The sequence below is a fragment of the Arthrobacter sp. 754 genome, assembly GCF_040548695.1.
GTDB lineage: Bacteria > Actinomycetota > Actinomycetes > Actinomycetales > Micrococcaceae > Arthrobacter.
Window position 1 is genome coordinate 311,361 of sequence record NZ_JBEPSC010000006.1, and the last position, 16,551, is coordinate 327,911.

Sequence of the window (16,551 nt, forward strand, 5' to 3'; positions counted from 1 at the left end):
ATATATGTATGCTTACGATTGTTCAGTCCGTTGAGATGGAGTCGTGAGTCCTTTGGTCACTTTTGCACCGTGTTCTGAGATTGACATGCTGTTCGACGAACTACACGTTCCAGGGCACGGCAGCGCGCCGCTTCATTGCAGCGAACCGATGGAACTGGTTACCCCGGCCCTCGGCGATGAGGCTGCCGGCTACTCGTTCGATCCCGCCGAGGCTCCCGTCCAGCTGCCGCCGGTATGGCGCTGCGGTTGTGGGTTTCAACTTGACGCCTGGATCCCGCCTGCATCATCCGGCGGCGTTGATGCCGGCATGACCGGCGCCGTCATGCACCCGGGCCAGTGAGGGTTTCCGCCGGCACGGCCCCGGACACGGAGCGATTCCAGCTGCGGGAACGCCTGGGCCGGGGCTCCCTGGCCATTGTTTTTCGGGCCATTGACCTTGCGGAAAACCGTGAGGTGGCCGTGAAAGTCGCCGCAGAGCATGGCCGGAAGGCCCAGGAACGCATCCACAACGAAGCCCGGGTTCTTTCCGCCCTGACGCATCCCTCCGTCATCAGTTTCCTCGCCGAAGGCATTATGCCGGCCGGCGGACCCCTTGCCCACCGGCCGTTTCTGGTGGAAGAACTGGCCCTCGGTACCAGCCTCCTGGAGCTGACCCGGGCCGCTCCGCGCGGCTCATCGGAAGTGGCGCCCTGGGCACTGGGCATGTTCGAGGCGTTGAACCACATCCACACCAACTCCCTGGTGCACTGCGATATCAAGCCGGCAAACCTGATGCTCAGTGGCCTCCGGAGAAGCCCGGTACGCATCATCGACTTCGGCGTGGCCTCACGCGTCGGGACCGCCCCCGAAGCCGGCATTTCCTCGGGCACCGTTCACTACATGAGCCCGGAACAGGCTGCCGGCGGTGCTGCGCAGCCGGCGTGGGATATTTACGCCATGGGCCTGGTCCTTCTTGAACTGATGACAGGGGAGAAGGCATTTCCCGGCACGGCGGTTGAATCAATGGTGGCCCGGACGCTCCGCAGCCCGGAATTTCCGTCAACCCTGGCCCCGGGTTGGGAACCGCTCTTACGGGCCCTGACCGCCATGGATCCCCTGGAGCGGCCCTCGGCTGCCGAGGCTGCTGCATGGGTTGGACGGCTTCTTCCGGCGGTCCGGCGCCCCGACTTCGGTCACCGACGGCCGCGGAACGCGTGGTTTTCAAACCACAGGCAGCGGCTGTTGGCCTAAACCAGGCCCGCCCAGTGCGGTGACGCGAACATTTGCTACCCGGCCGCGCCGGTGGGGTCCTCAGCCGTGGGGTCCGCCAGGGCGAGGCCGCCTACCGGGCTTCCGTCCCAATGGATGAGCTTCCAGCCGGTGTCGGGGTTTCCCTCCAAAGCCACAATTCCCGTGTTGGACAGCACGTGTTTGGCGGCGAACTCGTGATCTGCGCCGTCTGCCCGAAGCCCTGCCCAAGTGCGGATGGCGGCGCCGTGGCTGACGACGGCTGCCACTCCGGTGTCGCCGTCGCGCAAAGCGCGTTCAGCAATCAGGGTGATGGCGGCGTCGAAGCGGCTGAAGAATTCGTGGCCGTCGGGACCGGCAGGCATTTTCCGGTCCAGGTCTCCGGCCGCCCACGCAAACACCGTTCCCATGTAGTGCTTGTGCGATTCCTTGTCGGTCAGCTTTTCCAGGGCCCCGGCTTCGATTTCGTGCAGTCCGTCCAGCACCTCGATCTCAAGGCCACGCAGCCGGGACAGCGGGGCAGCAGTGATCTGGGTGCGGAGGAGCGTTGAGGCGAAGAGGGCGCCGATCGGCTCGTTGACCAGCGACCTGGCCATCGCCTCAGCCTGCCGCTCGCCGAGTTCGGTCAGCCCCGGCCCGGGATGGGCTGTGTCCAACTGGCCCAGTACATTGCCGGGGGTCTGGCCGTGACGGATGAGGAGCAGTTTCATGGACCCAGTTTCGCACTTAAAGCGTAAGCGCCGGGCCCGCAGGAGCCCGGCGCTTACGTCGTAATTAATGTTGGCCGCTCGTTCAGACCCGGCCCTGGGCCGGGATGTGCCTGCTGTGCGTGCCCGCCCCTACTTGAGGTGGTCCACCAACTGCTCTGCAATGCCGGTGTACTTGCCCGGGGTCAGGGCGAGCAGACGCTCTTCGGCCTCGGCGGACAGGCCCAGGCTCTGGACGAATTCCTGCATTCGGGCGGCGTCGACGCGCTGGCCTCGGGTGAGGTCCTTGAGCCGTTCGTACGGGTTTTCCATGCCCTCGACGCCGGCAATGGCCTCGGCGCGCATGACCATCTGGATGGCCTCGCCCAGCACTTCCCAGTTGGTGTCCAGGTCCGCAGCGAGGACGTCCTCGGCCACATCGAGGCGGTCCAGGCCTTTGGCCACGTTGGAGATGGCCAGGAGGGAGTGGCCGAACGCCACGCCGATGTTGCGCTGGCTTGAGGAGTCGGTGAGGTCGCGCTGCCAGCGGGAAGTCACCAGGGTGGAGCCGAGGACGTCCAGCAGGCCGGAGGAAATCTCCAGGTTGGCTTCGGCGTTTTCGAAGCGGATCGGGTTGACCTTGTGCGGCATGGTGGAGGATCCGGTGGCACCGGCCACGGGGATCTGCGCGAAGTAGCCGATCGAGATGTAGCTCCAGATGTCCGTGCAGACATTGTGCAGGATCCGGTTGAACCGCGCGACGTCGGCGTACAGCTCTGCCTGCCAGTCATGGCTTTCGATCTGGGTGGTCAGCGGGTTCCAGGTCAGGCCCAGACCCTCGACGAACGCCTTGGAAACCTGCTGCCAGTCGGCGCCCGGAACCGACGCCACGTGGGCGGCATACGTGCCGGTGGCGCCGTTGATCTTGCCCAGGTATTCCGTCCTGGCGATCCGGTCCAGCTGGCGGGTAAGGCGGTGGGCGATGACGGCCAGTTCCTTGCCCAGCGTTGTGGGAGTGGCCGGCTGGCCGTGGGTGCGGGACAGCATGGGCACGGCGCGGTTATCCGCGGCCATGGTGCTGATCTGGGCCACGAGGGCGCGGGCGGCGGGCAGCCACACGTCCTCCACAGCACCCTTGACGCCGAGGGCGTAGGAGAGGTTGTTGATGTCCTCGGACGTGCAGCCGAAGTGCACCATCGCCGTGAGGTGTTCGATGCCGATGCCCGGGAGGCGGCGGCCGATGTAGTACTCCACGGCCTTGACGTCGTGGACCGTCACAGCCTCGATTTCGGCCAGTTCGGAGACTGATGAGGAGTCGAATTCGGTGACGATGGCCCGGAGCCGGTCCTGCTGTTCCTGGCTGAGGGGTCCGGCTCCCGGCAGGACATTGTTGCTGGTCAGGTGGATGAGCCACTCGACTTCGACAGCCACACGATCGCGGTTCAGTGCCGCCTCGGACAGGTAGTCAACGAGTGGCGCGACCGCGGACTGGTAACGGCCGTCCAGCGGCCCCAGTGCGATCTGGACCGGTGACGCGGCAAGGGCCAGGCGTCCGGAGGGCGTGCGGGTATCAGCTGTGGCGGCAGTTTCAGGCATGTGCTGATTCTTTCACGAACTCCCTGGGGCCGCTTAAGCGGAGGCTTGCTGTGACTTGTCCACATAGCCGACGCCGGTGCTTCCCGCGCGCGGTCGCGGTTCCGTAGCGTCGGAACGGACAACACAGATGCCGGCAGGTAATCACCACGTGACGGGCGAGAGGAACGGGCATGAGCGCAGACTTGGGGACAGCGGACATGGGGGCATGCATGTCGCGCGCCTATGAGGTTCTGCAGCTGGCAACGCGGGTAGCAAGGTGCATTGAGCGGGTGGAAGGTGTTTCCTGCAGCTTCCGGGAAATCCAGCTGCTCGATTGGCAGTCACCAGCCGGGCGGGCATACCGGAATTCCGTGGCACTCCAGGCGGTGGCGCTTGGCAGGGCACGGGTGCGGATGCAAGAGGCCTCCGCGGCGGTGCACCGCCATGCGCGGGAGGTTTCATCGCCGGACGGAGCAACGGCCGGGCGGTACTGATGGCCGAGGTAACGCCCTCCGGCAGCGGCGGCCCCATCCGGCTCAGCGGGCCTGCAGCTGACGGGGAACTCGAAATCAGGGGCGGTATCGGAGGCATCACTTTCCAGCTTGAGGAACTCATCCGCGGTGCCGGCAAGCTCGACGATCTTGCCGGCGAACTGGCCGCCGTGGAAGTGGAAGTGCACCGCATCCGGGAAGACCTGGGCATCTATCAAAACGATTCGAGGACCTCGGGAACCATGGCGCTGCTGTCCGTCGGCGAAGCCGAGTGGAGCGTCCGGGCGGTCCGCGACGAGCTGCAACGCATCAGCAGCCAGGTGCGTGCCAGTAAGCGTGACTACGAGACTGCAGAAGAGTTTGCCGCCTACTTCGCCGACAGGGGCATCCCGACTCTCAAGGACTTCGAGCATGTTCGCATGGACGTCCTGCCAATTCCGGACCTCCGTGGCACAGAGCTGTTTCTCCGCAGTATTCCCGGTGTCCGGAGGAGCATCCTTGAGGCGTCCGGGCACCTTGTACCTGCGCTCAGGCCGCGTCCCGTGACGGCGGACCGGAAGGAGAGCGTGCCCATCGAGTTCGACGGTTCTCCTGCGGCACTTCTGGAACGGGCGCGGATAGTCGATGAACGCGGCGACGGCTACATCGAAGTCATCGAGGTGGATGACGGGGGGAAGAAAGCGTATGTGGTGGTGATCCCCGGTACCCAGACCGGGGGTGAGATGGGAGGAAGCAACCCCTTTGATGAAGCAGGGATCAGCGAAGGACTTAACCATCGCTCAAAGGAAATCAATGCGGCCGTCGTGCAGGCCCTGCGCGCTGCAGGGGCCGAAACCGGGGCGCCGGTGGTGGCCGTGGGCTACAGCCAGGGTGGAATCCATGCCATGAACCTTGCAGCCGATGAGCTGATTCTCAAGGAGTTCGAGGTGAAGTACGTGCTCACCGCCGGCTCCCCGGTAGGCGGAATCGCACCGGCGGCAGGCATCAGCACCCTGCACCTGGAGCACAGGCAGGACTGGGTTCCGGGAACGGACGGAACACCCGGCCCTGACGCTCGGAACAGGGTCACCGTGACGCTCAATGGCCCTGCCCACACGCCAGAGGGGGAGGACCTGGGCCTTGGGCCGGGCCACAACCTCGGCAACTACGAGAACGGCGCCAGGCTCATCTCGGCCAGCGCCGATCCCTCGCTCGTGGCATCGACCGCTGTCCTTGGCGGTGTGCTGGGCGCGGGCGGCAAAGCGACGGCCACCCGTTTCGCACTGACCCGAAGCCGGACCGAAACGGCGGATGCCCCAGGTCCGAGGCTGCAGGGTCCATCGCAGCGGCCGGAGGCTGACCGCCAGGTGTCGACCGGAAAAATGCAGGGTTGACCGGACAGGCGTCCGAGGAGGCCGGGCCCAAGGGCCCGGCACCTAGGCCGGGCCCTTGGGCCGGACATAGGTCCCGGCGCTAACGCCGCCGGCCGCCGGGAACCCTGCCGGCCACGAGTGAGATGAGCGTGATGATGATGGCCGCGAGTACCGCTGTCCAGAAGAAGGAGTCGATAGTGAAATGCACCGGCGTGTAGCTGCTGATCCAGGACGTCAGGTACAGCATGGCGGCATTGATGACGATCGTGAAAAGGCCCAGCGTGAGGATGGTGATCGGCAGTGAGAGGAAGCTGACCAGGGGCCGGACGAATGCGTTGACTACTCCGAAGATCAGCCCGATGAAGAGGTAGGCCAGAATGATGCCGATGGTATCCGTGCCCTGGGTGACACCGGACTTGGCCACAGCCTCCGTGGTGGCGGACGTGGAGATATCGAGGCCCGGCAGGATCCAGCTGGCAATCCAGAGGGCCAGCCCGTTGATGAGGACCCGAACGATGAAGGAGCGCATACGTCCATGCTGTCACATTGCCCTGTGCGCCTCCTGAACGGACCCCGGGTGCACCCGCTTCATCAGAAGTAGGCTGGGTTGCATGACTTCTTCAGAGACGCCGCCCGGGGGAATCCGCCCCCGCCCGGTGGTGGCCCGGCTTCCACGCTATGCCGCAGGAAAGCCTCCCGCCGCCGTCGAGGGACTGGCCAGCTACAAACTCTCTTCCAACGAGAACCCGCTGCCGCCGATCCCGGCGGTACTTGAAGCCATTGCAGGGCAGCAGGACTTCAACCGGTACCCGGATCCGCTCAGCAGCAAACTGCGCGCGGCGCTCGCTGAATTCCTCGATGTCCCCGCCGAAGACATCGTCACGGGGGCGGGAAGCCTGGGCGCCCTCAACCAGCTGCTGACCACCTTCGCCGGCCAGAATGATGACGGAAAAGCCGACGAAGTCATCTATGCGTGGCGCTCCTTCGAGGCTTATCCCATCAGCGTGGGCCTGGCGGGTGCCGAAAGCATCCGGGTCCCGCTGACACCGGACGGACGCCACGACCTCGATGCCATGGCTGCGGCCGTTACGGTCCGCACCAGGGTTATCCTGCTCTGCACTCCGAACAACCCCACCGGACCCATTCTCACCACCGCCGAAACCGACCGGTTCCTGCAGATGGTGCCGTCCGACGTCGTGGTGGTTATCGACGAGGCATACCAGGAGTTCGTCCGGGCTGAAGACGCGGTGGATGGCATCGAGATGTACCGCAAATACCCGAACGTCATGGTTCTCCGGACGTTCTCCAAGGCCCACGGTCTGGCAGGTCTCCGGGTGGGTTACAGCATCTCCAACCCGGAACTTACCCAGTACCTCCGGGTGGCGGCCACACCCTTCGCGGTGTCGCAGATCGCCGAACAGGCTGCCATCGTTTCGTTGCAGAACTACGCCCAGGTTGTAGAAAGGGTACAAAGCCTTGTGGACGAACGCGTACGGGTCACCGCTGGACTGCGTGATCTCGGCTGGTTTGTCCCCGATGCCCAAGGAAATTTTGTGTGGCTGCGCCTCGGCGAAAACAGCGGGGAATTCGCCGAACTGGCGGGGAAACACGCACTTTCGGTCCGCGCTTTCGGGGATGAAGGCGTCCGGGTCAGCATCGGCGAGGTGGAAGCGAACACCCGGTTCCTCCAATTATGTGCGGACTATACAAAGCCGCCACGGCGTTCCTAGCGCTTAACATGTACAGGCAGCGGCACCTGCTGAAGATAAAGTAAGGACCGGAAAGCCAAAATATATGCCATGAACGGAATGCATTCCCTGACCGGCATATATCCCAGCGACATTGCAACGCATCCGGATGCGGCAGGCAAGGAGACGGTATGGGCGACACACATCTGCCCTCCACCGAGTTCGACGGAACAGCGCTAGACGACCAACTCGAGGCTGAGGCGGAGGCCAAACTGGGCGATCCGGCAGAGCCCATGGTCCAGCTCCTGGCCCCTGACGGGACCCTGGGCACCGACCCGGTGTTCTCGGCCTATGCGGACCGGCTGGATGCTGAGAAACTCCGTGGTTTCTATGCAGACATGGCCAGGATCCGCCGTTTCGACGTGGAATCAACAGCCCTCCAGCGTCAGGGCCAGCTATCGCTGTGGGTCCCGCTGACCGGTCAGGAAGCCGCCCAGATCGGTTCGGGCCGGGCGAGCCAACCACAGGACTACATCTTCCCCACCTACCGCGAGCACGGCGTGGCCCTGACCCGCAACGTGGACCTCGCCGAGCTCCTGAGGCAGTTCCGCGGCGTCTCCAACGGCGGCTGGAACCCCAAAGACACGAACTTCCACCTGTACACGCTGGTCCTAGCCGCACAGACGCCGCACGCCGTCGGCTATGCCATGGGAATACAACGGGACCAGAAACTCGCTGCCGCCGCCACCGAGGGAGCTTCCGGCCAGCCGGTGGAGCCGAAGGCCGCGGTGATGGTCTACTTCGGCGACGGCGCCAGTTCGGAGGGTGACGTCCATGAATCCATGGTGTTCGCCTCCTCCTACAAGGCACCTGTTGTGTTCTTCTGCCAGAACAACCACTGGGCCATCTCGGTACCCAGCTCCGTACAGACCCGCATTCCGCTGGCCAACCGCGCCAAGGGCTACGGCTTCCCGGGCATCCGGGTGGACGGCAATGACGTGATTGCCGTCCATGCGGTCACTGAGTGGGCCCTTGAGCAGGCCCGCGAGGGCAACGGGCCGGTGCTGATTGAGGCATTCACCTACCGCGTCGGTGCACACACCACCGCTGACGATCCCACCAAGTACCGCGGATCCGACGAAGAGGCCCGGTGGCGGGCCAAGGATCCCCTTGACCGCCTGGAGAAGTACCTGAGGGCCCAAGGTTTGGCTGACGATGCTTTCTTTGAGCAGGTCAGGGCGGACGGTGACGACCTTGCCACATATGTCCGCAAGACCATCCACGACTTCGAGGCTCCCGATATCCGGACAGCCTTCGCCAACACCTACGTTGAGGCCCACCCGCTGGTCGCCGAGGAACTCGCATGGTTTGAGCACTACAGCGCCGGCTTTGCTGACACAGCCGAATCCGGCACGAAGCCCGCTGACGCAGCGGAAAGGGCGGCCCGCTGATGACCACCATGACCATAGCCAAGGCTCTGAACGAGGGCCTGCGCGCAACCCTGGCCAACAATCCCCGGTCCCTGCTGATGGGCGAGGACATCGGTGCCCTCGGCGGCGTCTACCGTGTCACCGATGGTCTCCTCTCGGAGTTCGGCGCGGACCGCGTGGTGGACACCCCGCTCGCGGAGTCCGGCATCATCGGCACCGCCATCGGCCTGGCCCTGCGGGGGTACCTGCCCGTCTGCGAGATCCAGTTCGACGGTTTTGTGTTCCCTGGCTTCAACCAGATCACCACCCAGCTGGCCAAGATGCACGCCCGCAGCAACGGCAACCTGACCGTTCCCGTGGTGATCCGGATCCCCTACGGCGGCGGAATCGGCTCGATTGAGCATCACTCGGAATCACCGGAGGCACTGTTCGCCCACACTGCCGGCCTGCGGATCATCACGCCCTCCAACGCGCACGATGCCTACTGGATGATCCGGCAGGCCGTTGAGTGCCAGGATCCCGTGATTGTTTTCGAGCCCAAGCGCCGCTACTGGCTCAAGGGCGAGGTCGACACCGCATCACCCGGCGCATCAGCTGACCCCTTTAAGGCGCACGTGCTCCGCGAAGGCACGGACGCAACAGTGGTTGCCTATGGGCCGCTCGTGCCGGTGGCCCTCGCCGCGGCCGAGGCCGCAGCCGAAGACGGCCACAGCATCGAGGTCATCGACCTGCGCTCCATCTCGCCCATTGACTTCGACACCGTTACGGAGTCCGCGAAGAAGACAGGCCGGCTCGTGGTGGCCCACGAGGCACCGACGTTCGGCGGGATCGGCGGCGAGATCGCTGCCCGGATCAGCGAACGGGCCTTCCTTTCACTGGAGGCTCCCGTGATCCGCGTGGGCGGCTTCCACATGCCGTATCCGGTGGCCAAGGTGGAGGAAGACTACCTCCCGGACATCGACCGGATTCTCGAGGCACTGGACCGCGCCCTGGCCTACTAGCCGCCCGCACCTTCCCCGCTCGCGCCTGCCGCTGAAAGAGGACATCATGACCCTGAACAAGTTCAACCTGCCCGATGTGGGCGAAGGCCTTACCGAGGCGGAAATCGTCTCGTGGAAGGTCAAGCCGGGGGACGCTGTTGCCATCAACGATGTCCTCTGCGAGATCGAGACCGCGAAATCGCTCGTTGAGCTGCCGTCGCCCTTTGCCGGCACGGTCACCGAACTGCTGGTCCCCGAAGGCGTGACCATCGACGTCGGCACCGCCATCATCAGCGTCTCGGACGCCGTCTCGGGCGACCCGACTCCCGCCGATGTCCCGGCACCCGCCACTCCGGTCCAGCCCCTGTACGGCAAGCTTCCCGCGCACGACGCCGACACTTCAGGAGGTGCCCCGGCCGGCGGTCCGCTGGTGGGGTCCGGGCCGAAGGCAGACGCCGTCAAACGCCGTCCCCGGAAGGCGGTGCCCGCCGCCGCAGTGTCACGCAACTCCCCGGAGGTCGAGCCTGTGCAGCCGCACACGCTGGCTGAAGTCTCCGTACAGCCTCAAGAGACTACTCCGGGCCAGGCCGCCGTCGTCGACACCCGTCCCACGCTGGGCGGAACCATCACCGGGCTCGTAAACCGTGTCCTGGCCAAGCCGCCGGTCCGCAAGATCGCCCGCGACCTGGGAATCGACCTCGCCGACGTGGTGGCCACCGGCGCCCGCGGCGAGGTGACTCGCGAGGACCTGGTCAGCTACCAGGCCCAGCGCGACGCCGAGCTGGACAAGGCCGACGGCTTCTGGGGCAGGGCAGGGAAGCCGCAGGACCAGCGGATTGAAAAGATCCCGGTCAAGGGTGTCCGCAAGGCGACGGCCCGGGCCATGGTGGAGTCCGCATTTGCTGCCCCGCACGTGAGTATCTTTGTGGACGTGGATGCCAGCCGGACCATGGAGTTCGTCAAGCGCCTGAAGGCTTCCCGCGACTTCGAAGGGATCAGGGTTTCACCGCTGCTGATCCTTGCCAAGGCCGTCATCTGGGCCGCGGCCAGGAACCCCAGCGTCAACGCCACATGGGTGGACAACGTGGACGGAACCGACACCGCGGAGATCCACGTCAAGCACTACATGAACCTCGGCATCGCAGCAGCGACGCCGCGGGGCCTGATGGTCCCCAACATCAAGGACGCGCAGGACCTCTCGCTCAAGGAGCTGGCCGTTGCCCTGAACAACCTGGCAACCACAGCCAGGGCGGGCAAAACCCGGCCGGCGGAGATGCAGGGCGGAACGCTCACCATCACCAATATCGGAGCGCTCGGAATCGATACCGGTACGCCCATCATCAACCCCGGCGAGGTGGCGATTGTGGCGTTCGGAACCATCAAGCAAAAGCCCTGGGTCCTTGACGGCGAAGTCATCCCGCGCTGGATCACCACCCTGGGCGGCTCCTTCGACCACAGGGTAGTGGACGGTGACCTCTCTGCCCGCTTCATGGCCGACGTCGCAGCCATCCTCGAGGAGCCGGCCCTCCTGCTCGATTAGTCGGGGCACAGATCGTGACCAACGCAGCGCTTCGCACCCAAAACCGTATTGCCAGATGGCTGACCGAGGTTTTCCAACCTCCGGTGGTGGTCACGCTGGTGCTGCTCATCAGCCCCGCGGTCCAGCCCGGATTTCCCGGAACCCTTGGCTACGGGGCGCTGGCCGCGCTGTTCGTCTGCGTACTCCCGCTCATCCTGCTGCTGTTGCTGGTGCGGCTGGGCAAGGTCACCGACCACCACGTCAGCAACCGCAAACAGCGCGCTCCGGTGTTGCTCATGGCGCTGGCCTCCGTTGCCGCCGGGCTGGTGGTGCTGGCCGCCATTGATGCGCCGCGGAGCGTGGTGGTCATGGTACTGGCGATAGTGGCCGGAATCGTCGTGCTGGCAGCCGTCAGCCCGTTCTGGAAGATCAGCGGTCACGCGGCCGCAATATCGTCGTCGGCCATTATTGCGGTCCTGATGCTGGGGCCTGCGTGGCTGCCGCTGGTGCTCCTGGTTCCTGCCGTCGGCTGGTCACGGGTGGTGCTGCGTGCCCATACCCTTGCGCAGGTGGTGGCCGGATCGCTGTTCGGCGGGCTGGTGATGGCAGGCCTGTGGTGGCTGCTTCGCGGCTGGCTCCTCTAGGGGACGGGTACACCTCTCGCCGGCCGGGTGGCTTCTCAGTAGGCGTAGGAGTACGCCAGCAGCAGTTCTGCCATTTCAGGGTTCCCGGCCATGGAGGCTGCCATGCCCGCACAGGTGGCGAAGAACAGGCCGCCAAGGACCACGGTGACTGCCGAGACAACGCCGAAGAACTTCCGGTCTTCCCGCAGTACGCTGCGCAGGGTCTCAGGAAGGGGGAGATCCGGTGAGATGAGGTTGGGGGCGCTGTCTACGGATCCGTCGTCCAGGAGCGCGATGACGCGGCCGCTTCCGCGGTCAACCCGCATCGAGCATATGTGGTTGCCGTGACGTGCCAGGAGGATGTCGTGGCCAACAAGCTGGCGGCGCTGCAGAGAAATCATGGGGGACCCTTTGGACGGAGCGGAAGGTGGAGGCGTAGAGGCTGTCCGCTCCGTTGAGGGCACTTCCATTTTATCGTCCGCCGCGCGTCGAAACCGGTCCTGGCGGCGTGAGAACGGACACCCTGCACTCATGTGGCGAGTCCAGGGTGTCCGGCCGCCCGCTACTCAGTCGACGTCGTAGGTGTTGGCGATGTAAACGTCGCAGGGGGCATTGTGTGCCACGCTGTTCGCCACGCTTCCCAGGACACGTCCGATGCCGCGCATCCGCCGGTTTCCCACAACGATCATCTTGGCCTGCAGGCGCTCCGCTTCCTTGATGAGCGCCTCGGCCGGCTTGCCGCGGGCGGACGAATAGGTCACTTTGACGGGGCCGGCCAGGAAGTCGGCAACCGTCTTGGCCACGTGCTCGGCGCCGTCGGCGTCGGATACGATCCACTGGTCGCTGCCCGAGCCAAAGACCTCGGTGCGGTCGCTGTCGAAGGCGGAGACCACGTGCAGCGAGGCATCCAGGGCGGCTGCGAGATCACGGGCCGACTCGGCTGCCTTCTTGGCAGTTTCGCTGCCGTCAACCCCCACTACGATGATTCCGCTCATGCTTGCGCTCCTTTACTCGGTATGAAATTTACGGCCAGGCTCAGTCAGGCCTACGCTACAGCGCGCCGAGCGCATCGCGCAGTACCGGCGCCAATCGGCGGACGCCTTCCCGGATGGCGTCGGGCGGGACTGCGCTGAAAGCCAGCCTCAGCTTGTTGGACGGCTGGTCGGACGGAGTGAAGGCAGCACCGGGGATGAAGACCACGCCGGCATCGATGGCCTTCTGCAGCAGGGGGTAGGTGTCCATTCCCTCGGGCAGGGTGACCCAGACAAAGAACCCGCCTTCGGGCCTGGTCCAGCTGGTCCCGGCCGGCATGTTTTCTTCGAGGGCGGACAGCATGGCAGCGCAGCGCTCGGCGTAGAGGCCGCGGTAGGTTTCGATCTGCCCCTTCCAGTCGTAGTCCCGGAGGTAAGCGGAGACCAGCATCTGGTTCAGGGTGGGCGGGCACAGGCTGACCGCTTCAGAGGCAAGGTAGTAGCGCCGCTGCAGATGCTCGGGCACCAGGGCCCATCCGATTCGAAGACCGGGAGCAAAAATCTTGGAGAATGAGCCCAGGTAGATGACGTCGGCCGGATTTGCTGCCCGGAGTGGTTCCAGGGGCTTCCCATCGAACCTCAGCAGCCCATATGGGTTGTCCTCGAGAACCAAAATATTCGCGTTGCGGCATATATCCACGATCTGCTGCCGGCGCTCGAGTGCCAGCGTGATGCCGGAGGGGTTGTTGAAGCTGGGAATGGTGTACAGGAATTTGATGTTCTTCCCGGCTGTCTGGAGCGCGGCGATCTTGGCCTCCAGGAGCTCGGGCACCAGTCCGGCGTCGTCCATCTCCACCGTCGCCACCTCCACCTGGTATGCCTCGAAGGTGTTGAGCGCCCCCACGTACGTGGGGTTTTCGACCAGCACCACGTCTCCCGGGTTGCAGAAAACCTTGGTGGCCACATCCTGGGCCGACTGCGAGCCCGCAGTGATCACCACGTTCTGGGGAAGGGCGTCCGTAATGCCTTCGGCAGCCATGACCTCACAGACCTGGGCGCGCAGTTCCTCGGTGCCCTGGCCTGCACCGTATTGCAGGGCAACGAGCCCCTCGTCGGCGAGGATGCCGGCTGCGGTCGCGGCAAGGCGCGGGAGGGGAAGGGACTGCAGGTAGGGATTGCCGCCCGCGAGGGAGACCAGCCCCGGGCGCATGGAGATATCAAAAACATCCCGCACCGCGGATTGCTTGATGTGGGCGGCGCGCGCGGAGAACAGCGCTTCGTGCGGATGGACGGCGCGGTGGGCCGACGTGGCCGCGCGCTCGATGGCGTCGATGGCTTCGGGGGGCAACTGGGCTGCCGCGGCAGAAAGTGTTTCGTGGGTCACTTTCACAGGATACAGCTGCTAGTTGCCAAACAGGCAACACTTGTTGACAAAAAATTCCACACCGTTCGGAGCGGGACGGGTCCCTACTTCAGGCGCAGCGCTTCAGACAGCGGGGTCCCGTTGACGTATACCTCGGCGCGGATCGCGCCCACGGAGGCTACGGCTGTCTGCGTGAGCTGGGCCTCCACCCGCGGAATGTCGCAGGCGCCGCCGGGCCGGATGGTGCCCGAGATGTATACCGTCACGGTGGTGCCGTCAAAGCTCCCGGAGAGGAACGTCACCGTTGACGCGGAAAGGGCGTTGTACAGCCCGTCCGGTGCGGGCCGGTCCAGCAGCGCGCGCATGGCGGCGGCCAGGGGCTCTGCTGTTCCCGTCACGGACTGCCGGATGCCGGCCAGGCTGTCGTTGCAGCCGAAGCGCACACCGCTGGCGCCGCCGTCGTCCAGCAGCACGTAGTAGGCCGTGACAGTCTGGGTGACCCCCGCCTTGGCCCCCGATGTGCCAGCCGGGGTCTCCGCCGGCTGTGGCGGAGAAACCGGCGCCGGCGTTGGTGATGGCCGGACAGGCACGGCGGGATCTTCACCGGAGGTGGCTTCCGTTCCAGCGGCAACGGCAGCGCCGCCGTTGCCCCCTGGCCCCGTTGTCAGTCCTGATGGCGGGGGTGTGGGCGGCGTGACGGTTCCGGACCCCGGCTGAGTTTGCCCGGGTTGGGTCTGGGACTTCGCGGTTTGCGCCGGGTCACCTCCGGGGGGCACCGGGGTGGCGGGCGGCAGTGCCTGCGGCTGCGGCTCCGGGACCAGCAGCCCTTCGGCGGGCATAGTGCGCTCATAGGTCGTTCCGCCGGCAGGAAATGCCCGGCCGGCGGACTGATCGGCGCCGGGGGCGCAGCAGGCCAGCCACAGCGGAAGCGTCAGTACCGCCGCCGTCGCCGTCAGTTTTCCGGCACCCCGCCTGCCTGCCATGTCTGCACCGTGTTCCCGTCCCCGCGCATCCCAGTGCATTAACGTTACGGCTCTGCGACGTGCCTGAACATGCCGGCATGGTTCCGGTTGGAACAAGACTTGGTCACGCCGGCGGCCGGCAGGGCCGGCCGCGCTCACGGGGCGATAACAACTACAACAAAATGCCCCGGACACCGATGGGTGTCCGGGGCATTGATGCTGTGCAGGCTGTGCTGCAGCCCGCTGCGGCGGGGGGCCTTACGCTGCCGGCTGTGCTGCGGCTGTGCGTGCCTGGGCGAGTGCGTCGAAGACGCCCTTGATCTGCTCGACCACTTCGGCGTCGTCCTTCGGGTGGAGTTCTGCGAACCGGACCATGGAGCCGGGGACGGCGAGCTTGACGTCGTCGAGCACGGTGGCGCCGGCGATGCCGACGGCCTTGCGGGCTTCGTCCTGGGCCCAGACGCCGCCGAACTGGCCGAAGGCGGTGCCGACGACGGCGGTGGGCTTGCCGGAGAGGGCGCCGGCGCCGTAGGGGCGGGACAGCCAGTCGATGGCGTTCTTCAGGGAGGCGGGCACGGTGCCGTTGTGCTCAGGGGTCACCAGCAGCAGGGTGTCGGCGTCGTTGGCGGCGGCGCGCAGGGCTGCTGCGGCGGCGGGGACCTGGCCCTCGACGTCGATGTCCTCGTTGTAGAACGGGATGTTTCCGAGGGTCTCGTGGATGAGGACCTCAACGTTCTCGGGAGCGTTCAGCGCGATGGCTTCGGCCAGCTTCTGGTTGGTGGACTCGGCGCGAAGGCTGCCGACAAGGGTAAGAACAGTGCTCTTTGACATACGGACTCCTGGGTTCGGGCTGCGGCCTGGCCGCTAATCGATTGGAAGGTGGAGGCTTTTGCTGCCTTCACCGAATCTAAACGGACCGCGGTCCGATTTATATTCCCGGGGACTAGGATACGGACTGTGAGCTTCATCCCATTGCTGCCCGGATCCCTCTCGGGCCCTGTTCCCGAGCGCAGCGATGCCGCGCGGAACCGCCAGCGCCTGCTCGATGCCGCCCGTGATCTGATCGCCGAGTCCGGGGCGGACAGTCTGACCATGGACGCGCTGGCGGAGCGGGCCGGGGTGGGGAAGGGCACGGTCTTCCGCCGCTTCGGAAGCCGCACGGGCCTGATGATGACGTTGTTGAGCGATTCTGAGGCAGCCTTCCAGGCACGCTTTATGTTTGGCCCTGCACCGCTGGGGCCAGGCGCGCCGGGACTGGACCGGCTGATCGCGTTCGGCGCGGAAAGGATCGCGTTCGTGCTGGAGCACGGCGACCTGGCGAGCGCTGCTGAAGGTTCGCCGCACAGCCGTCACGAGGTGCCTGCAGCCGTGTTGGCGCAGCGCCACCTCGAGTTCCTCCTGCGTGAGGAGGGCATGCAGGCGGACCCGATGCTGATGGCGATGTCACTGAACGCGACCCTGGATCCGGACAGGCTGCTGCACGCCGTCCGCGTCCACGGCCTGCCCCCCGAGCGGCTCGCTGCGTCGTGGCGGGAACTCGTTACCCGCGTGATCCGCGGGGGCAAGGTAGTCCCGGACCCGTGAAAACGTCCAGTCAAATCTTTCGAACTGAATAATTCATAACGATCTGATACGGGCGCGCGGCTTTCCGGGCAGATGCCCGCGTCCGGGACTCATCGATGTG

18 protein-coding genes are annotated in these 16,551 nt (G+C 65.5%); 10 read left to right on the forward strand and 8 right to left on the reverse strand.

The annotated features are described in order from the left end of the window. The first annotated feature begins 148 nt into the window (after positions 1–148). Positions 149–340 carry a hypothetical protein gene (locus ABIA70_RS18170; RefSeq protein ID WP_354148972.1) on the forward strand — a complete coding sequence of 64 codons (192 nt, stop codon included), beginning with the start codon at positions 149–151 and terminating at the stop codon, positions 338–340. After that, positions 337–1,230, forward strand: coding sequence for a serine/threonine-protein kinase (locus ABIA70_RS18175; protein WP_354148973.1), 894 nt, complete (start codon positions 337–339; stop codon positions 1,228–1,230). Before ABIA70_RS18170 ends, ABIA70_RS18175 begins: the two co-directional genes overlap by 4 nt. Before the next feature lie 35 nt (positions 1,231–1,265). Here the strand turns inward: ABIA70_RS18175 and ABIA70_RS18180 are convergent, their stop codons facing one another. Both ABIA70_RS18180 and purB read right to left on the reverse strand, forming a co-directional pair. Further along, positions 1,266–1,937, reverse strand: a complete 672-nt coding sequence (locus ABIA70_RS18180; RefSeq protein ID WP_354148974.1) for a histidine phosphatase family protein — start codon at positions 1,935–1,937, stop codon at positions 1,266–1,268. Positions 1,938–2,066: 129 nt separating this feature from the next. Next, positions 2,067–3,509 (reverse strand): adenylosuccinate lyase, encoded by a 1,443-nt coding sequence (purB, locus tag ABIA70_RS18185; protein ID WP_354148975.1) that lies wholly within the window; start codon positions 3,507–3,509, stop codon positions 2,067–2,069. A 170-nt stretch (positions 3,510–3,679) separates the two neighbouring features. Here purB and ABIA70_RS18190 point away from each other — a divergent pair, with 170 nt between their 5' ends. Beyond that, the gene (locus ABIA70_RS18190) at positions 3,680–3,982 is read left to right on the forward strand and encodes a hypothetical protein (protein ID WP_354148976.1); all 303 of its coding nucleotides are present in this window, start codon (positions 3,680–3,682) and stop codon (positions 3,980–3,982) included. Then, positions 3,982–5,352: an alpha/beta hydrolase family protein gene (locus ABIA70_RS18195; RefSeq protein WP_354148977.1), complete on the forward strand. Its 1,371-nt coding sequence runs from the start codon at positions 3,982–3,984 to the stop codon at positions 5,350–5,352. Before ABIA70_RS18190 ends, ABIA70_RS18195 begins: the two co-directional genes overlap by 1 nt. Positions 5,353–5,431: 79 nt before the next feature. Here the strand turns inward: ABIA70_RS18195 and ABIA70_RS18200 are convergent, their stop codons facing one another. Next, positions 5,432–5,860 carry a phage holin family protein gene (locus tag ABIA70_RS18200; protein ID WP_354148978.1) on the reverse strand — a complete coding sequence of 143 codons (429 nt, stop codon included), beginning with the start codon at positions 5,858–5,860 and terminating at the stop codon, positions 5,432–5,434. A gap of 82 nt (positions 5,861–5,942) precedes the next feature. Between ABIA70_RS18200 and ABIA70_RS18205 the strand changes: the two genes are divergently transcribed. From ABIA70_RS18205 to ABIA70_RS18225, 5 genes are all read left to right on the forward strand, one after another. Further along, positions 5,943–7,061, forward strand: coding sequence for a histidinol-phosphate transaminase (locus ABIA70_RS18205; protein WP_354148979.1), 1,119 nt, complete (start codon positions 5,943–5,945; stop codon positions 7,059–7,061). 149 nt (positions 7,062–7,210) lie between these two features. Next, positions 7,211–8,470, forward strand: a complete 1,260-nt coding sequence (gene pdhA / locus ABIA70_RS18210; protein WP_354148980.1) for a pyruvate dehydrogenase (acetyl-transferring) E1 component subunit alpha — start codon at positions 7,211–7,213, stop codon at positions 8,468–8,470. After that, entirely contained in the window at positions 8,470–9,450 is a 981-nt protein-coding gene (locus tag ABIA70_RS18215; protein WP_354148981.1) for an alpha-ketoacid dehydrogenase subunit beta, read from the forward strand. Before pdhA ends, ABIA70_RS18215 begins: the two co-directional genes overlap by 1 nt. A gap of 46 nt (positions 9,451–9,496) precedes the next feature. Continuing rightward, positions 9,497–10,969: a dihydrolipoamide acetyltransferase family protein gene (locus tag ABIA70_RS18220; RefSeq protein ID WP_354148982.1), complete on the forward strand. Its 1,473-nt coding sequence runs from the start codon at positions 9,497–9,499 to the stop codon at positions 10,967–10,969. Between the two features lie 14 nt (positions 10,970–10,983). Continuing rightward, a complete protein-coding gene (locus ABIA70_RS18225; protein ID WP_502917229.1) occupies positions 10,984–11,592 on the forward strand; it encodes a phosphatase PAP2 family protein in 609 nt (202 codons plus the stop codon). Between the two features lie 35 nt (positions 11,593–11,627). On the opposite strand, the gene ABIA70_RS18230 is transcribed toward ABIA70_RS18225, so the two are convergent. From ABIA70_RS18230 to ABIA70_RS18250, 5 genes are all read right to left on the reverse strand, one after another. Then, positions 11,628–11,972 (reverse strand): hypothetical protein, encoded by a 345-nt coding sequence (locus tag ABIA70_RS18230; RefSeq protein ID WP_354148983.1) that lies wholly within the window; start codon positions 11,970–11,972, stop codon positions 11,628–11,630. Positions 11,973–12,137: 165 nt separating this feature from the next. Beyond that, complete coding sequence (locus ABIA70_RS18235) at positions 12,138–12,566, reverse strand: universal stress protein (protein ID WP_354148984.1); 429 nt, start codon at positions 12,564–12,566, stop codon at positions 12,138–12,140. Between the two features lie 55 nt (positions 12,567–12,621). Beyond that, positions 12,622–13,926: an aminotransferase-like domain-containing protein gene (locus ABIA70_RS18240; protein WP_354148985.1), complete on the reverse strand. Its 1,305-nt coding sequence runs from the start codon at positions 13,924–13,926 to the stop codon at positions 12,622–12,624. Positions 13,927–14,009: 83 nt separating this feature from the next. Further along, on the reverse strand, positions 14,010–14,888 hold the full coding sequence (locus ABIA70_RS18245; protein ID WP_354148986.1) for a GerMN domain-containing protein: 879 nt from the start codon (positions 14,886–14,888) through the stop codon (positions 14,010–14,012). Positions 14,889–15,125: 237 nt separating this feature from the next. Then, positions 15,126–15,698: an NAD(P)H-dependent oxidoreductase gene (locus tag ABIA70_RS18250; protein ID WP_354148987.1), complete on the reverse strand. Its 573-nt coding sequence runs from the start codon at positions 15,696–15,698 to the stop codon at positions 15,126–15,128. A 126-nt stretch (positions 15,699–15,824) separates the two neighbouring features. On the opposite strand from ABIA70_RS18250, the gene ABIA70_RS18255 reads away from it, so the two are divergent. Then, positions 15,825–16,451, forward strand: coding sequence for a TetR/AcrR family transcriptional regulator (locus ABIA70_RS18255; protein WP_354148988.1), 627 nt, complete (start codon positions 15,825–15,827; stop codon positions 16,449–16,451). Positions 16,452–16,551 lie beyond the last annotated feature (100 nt).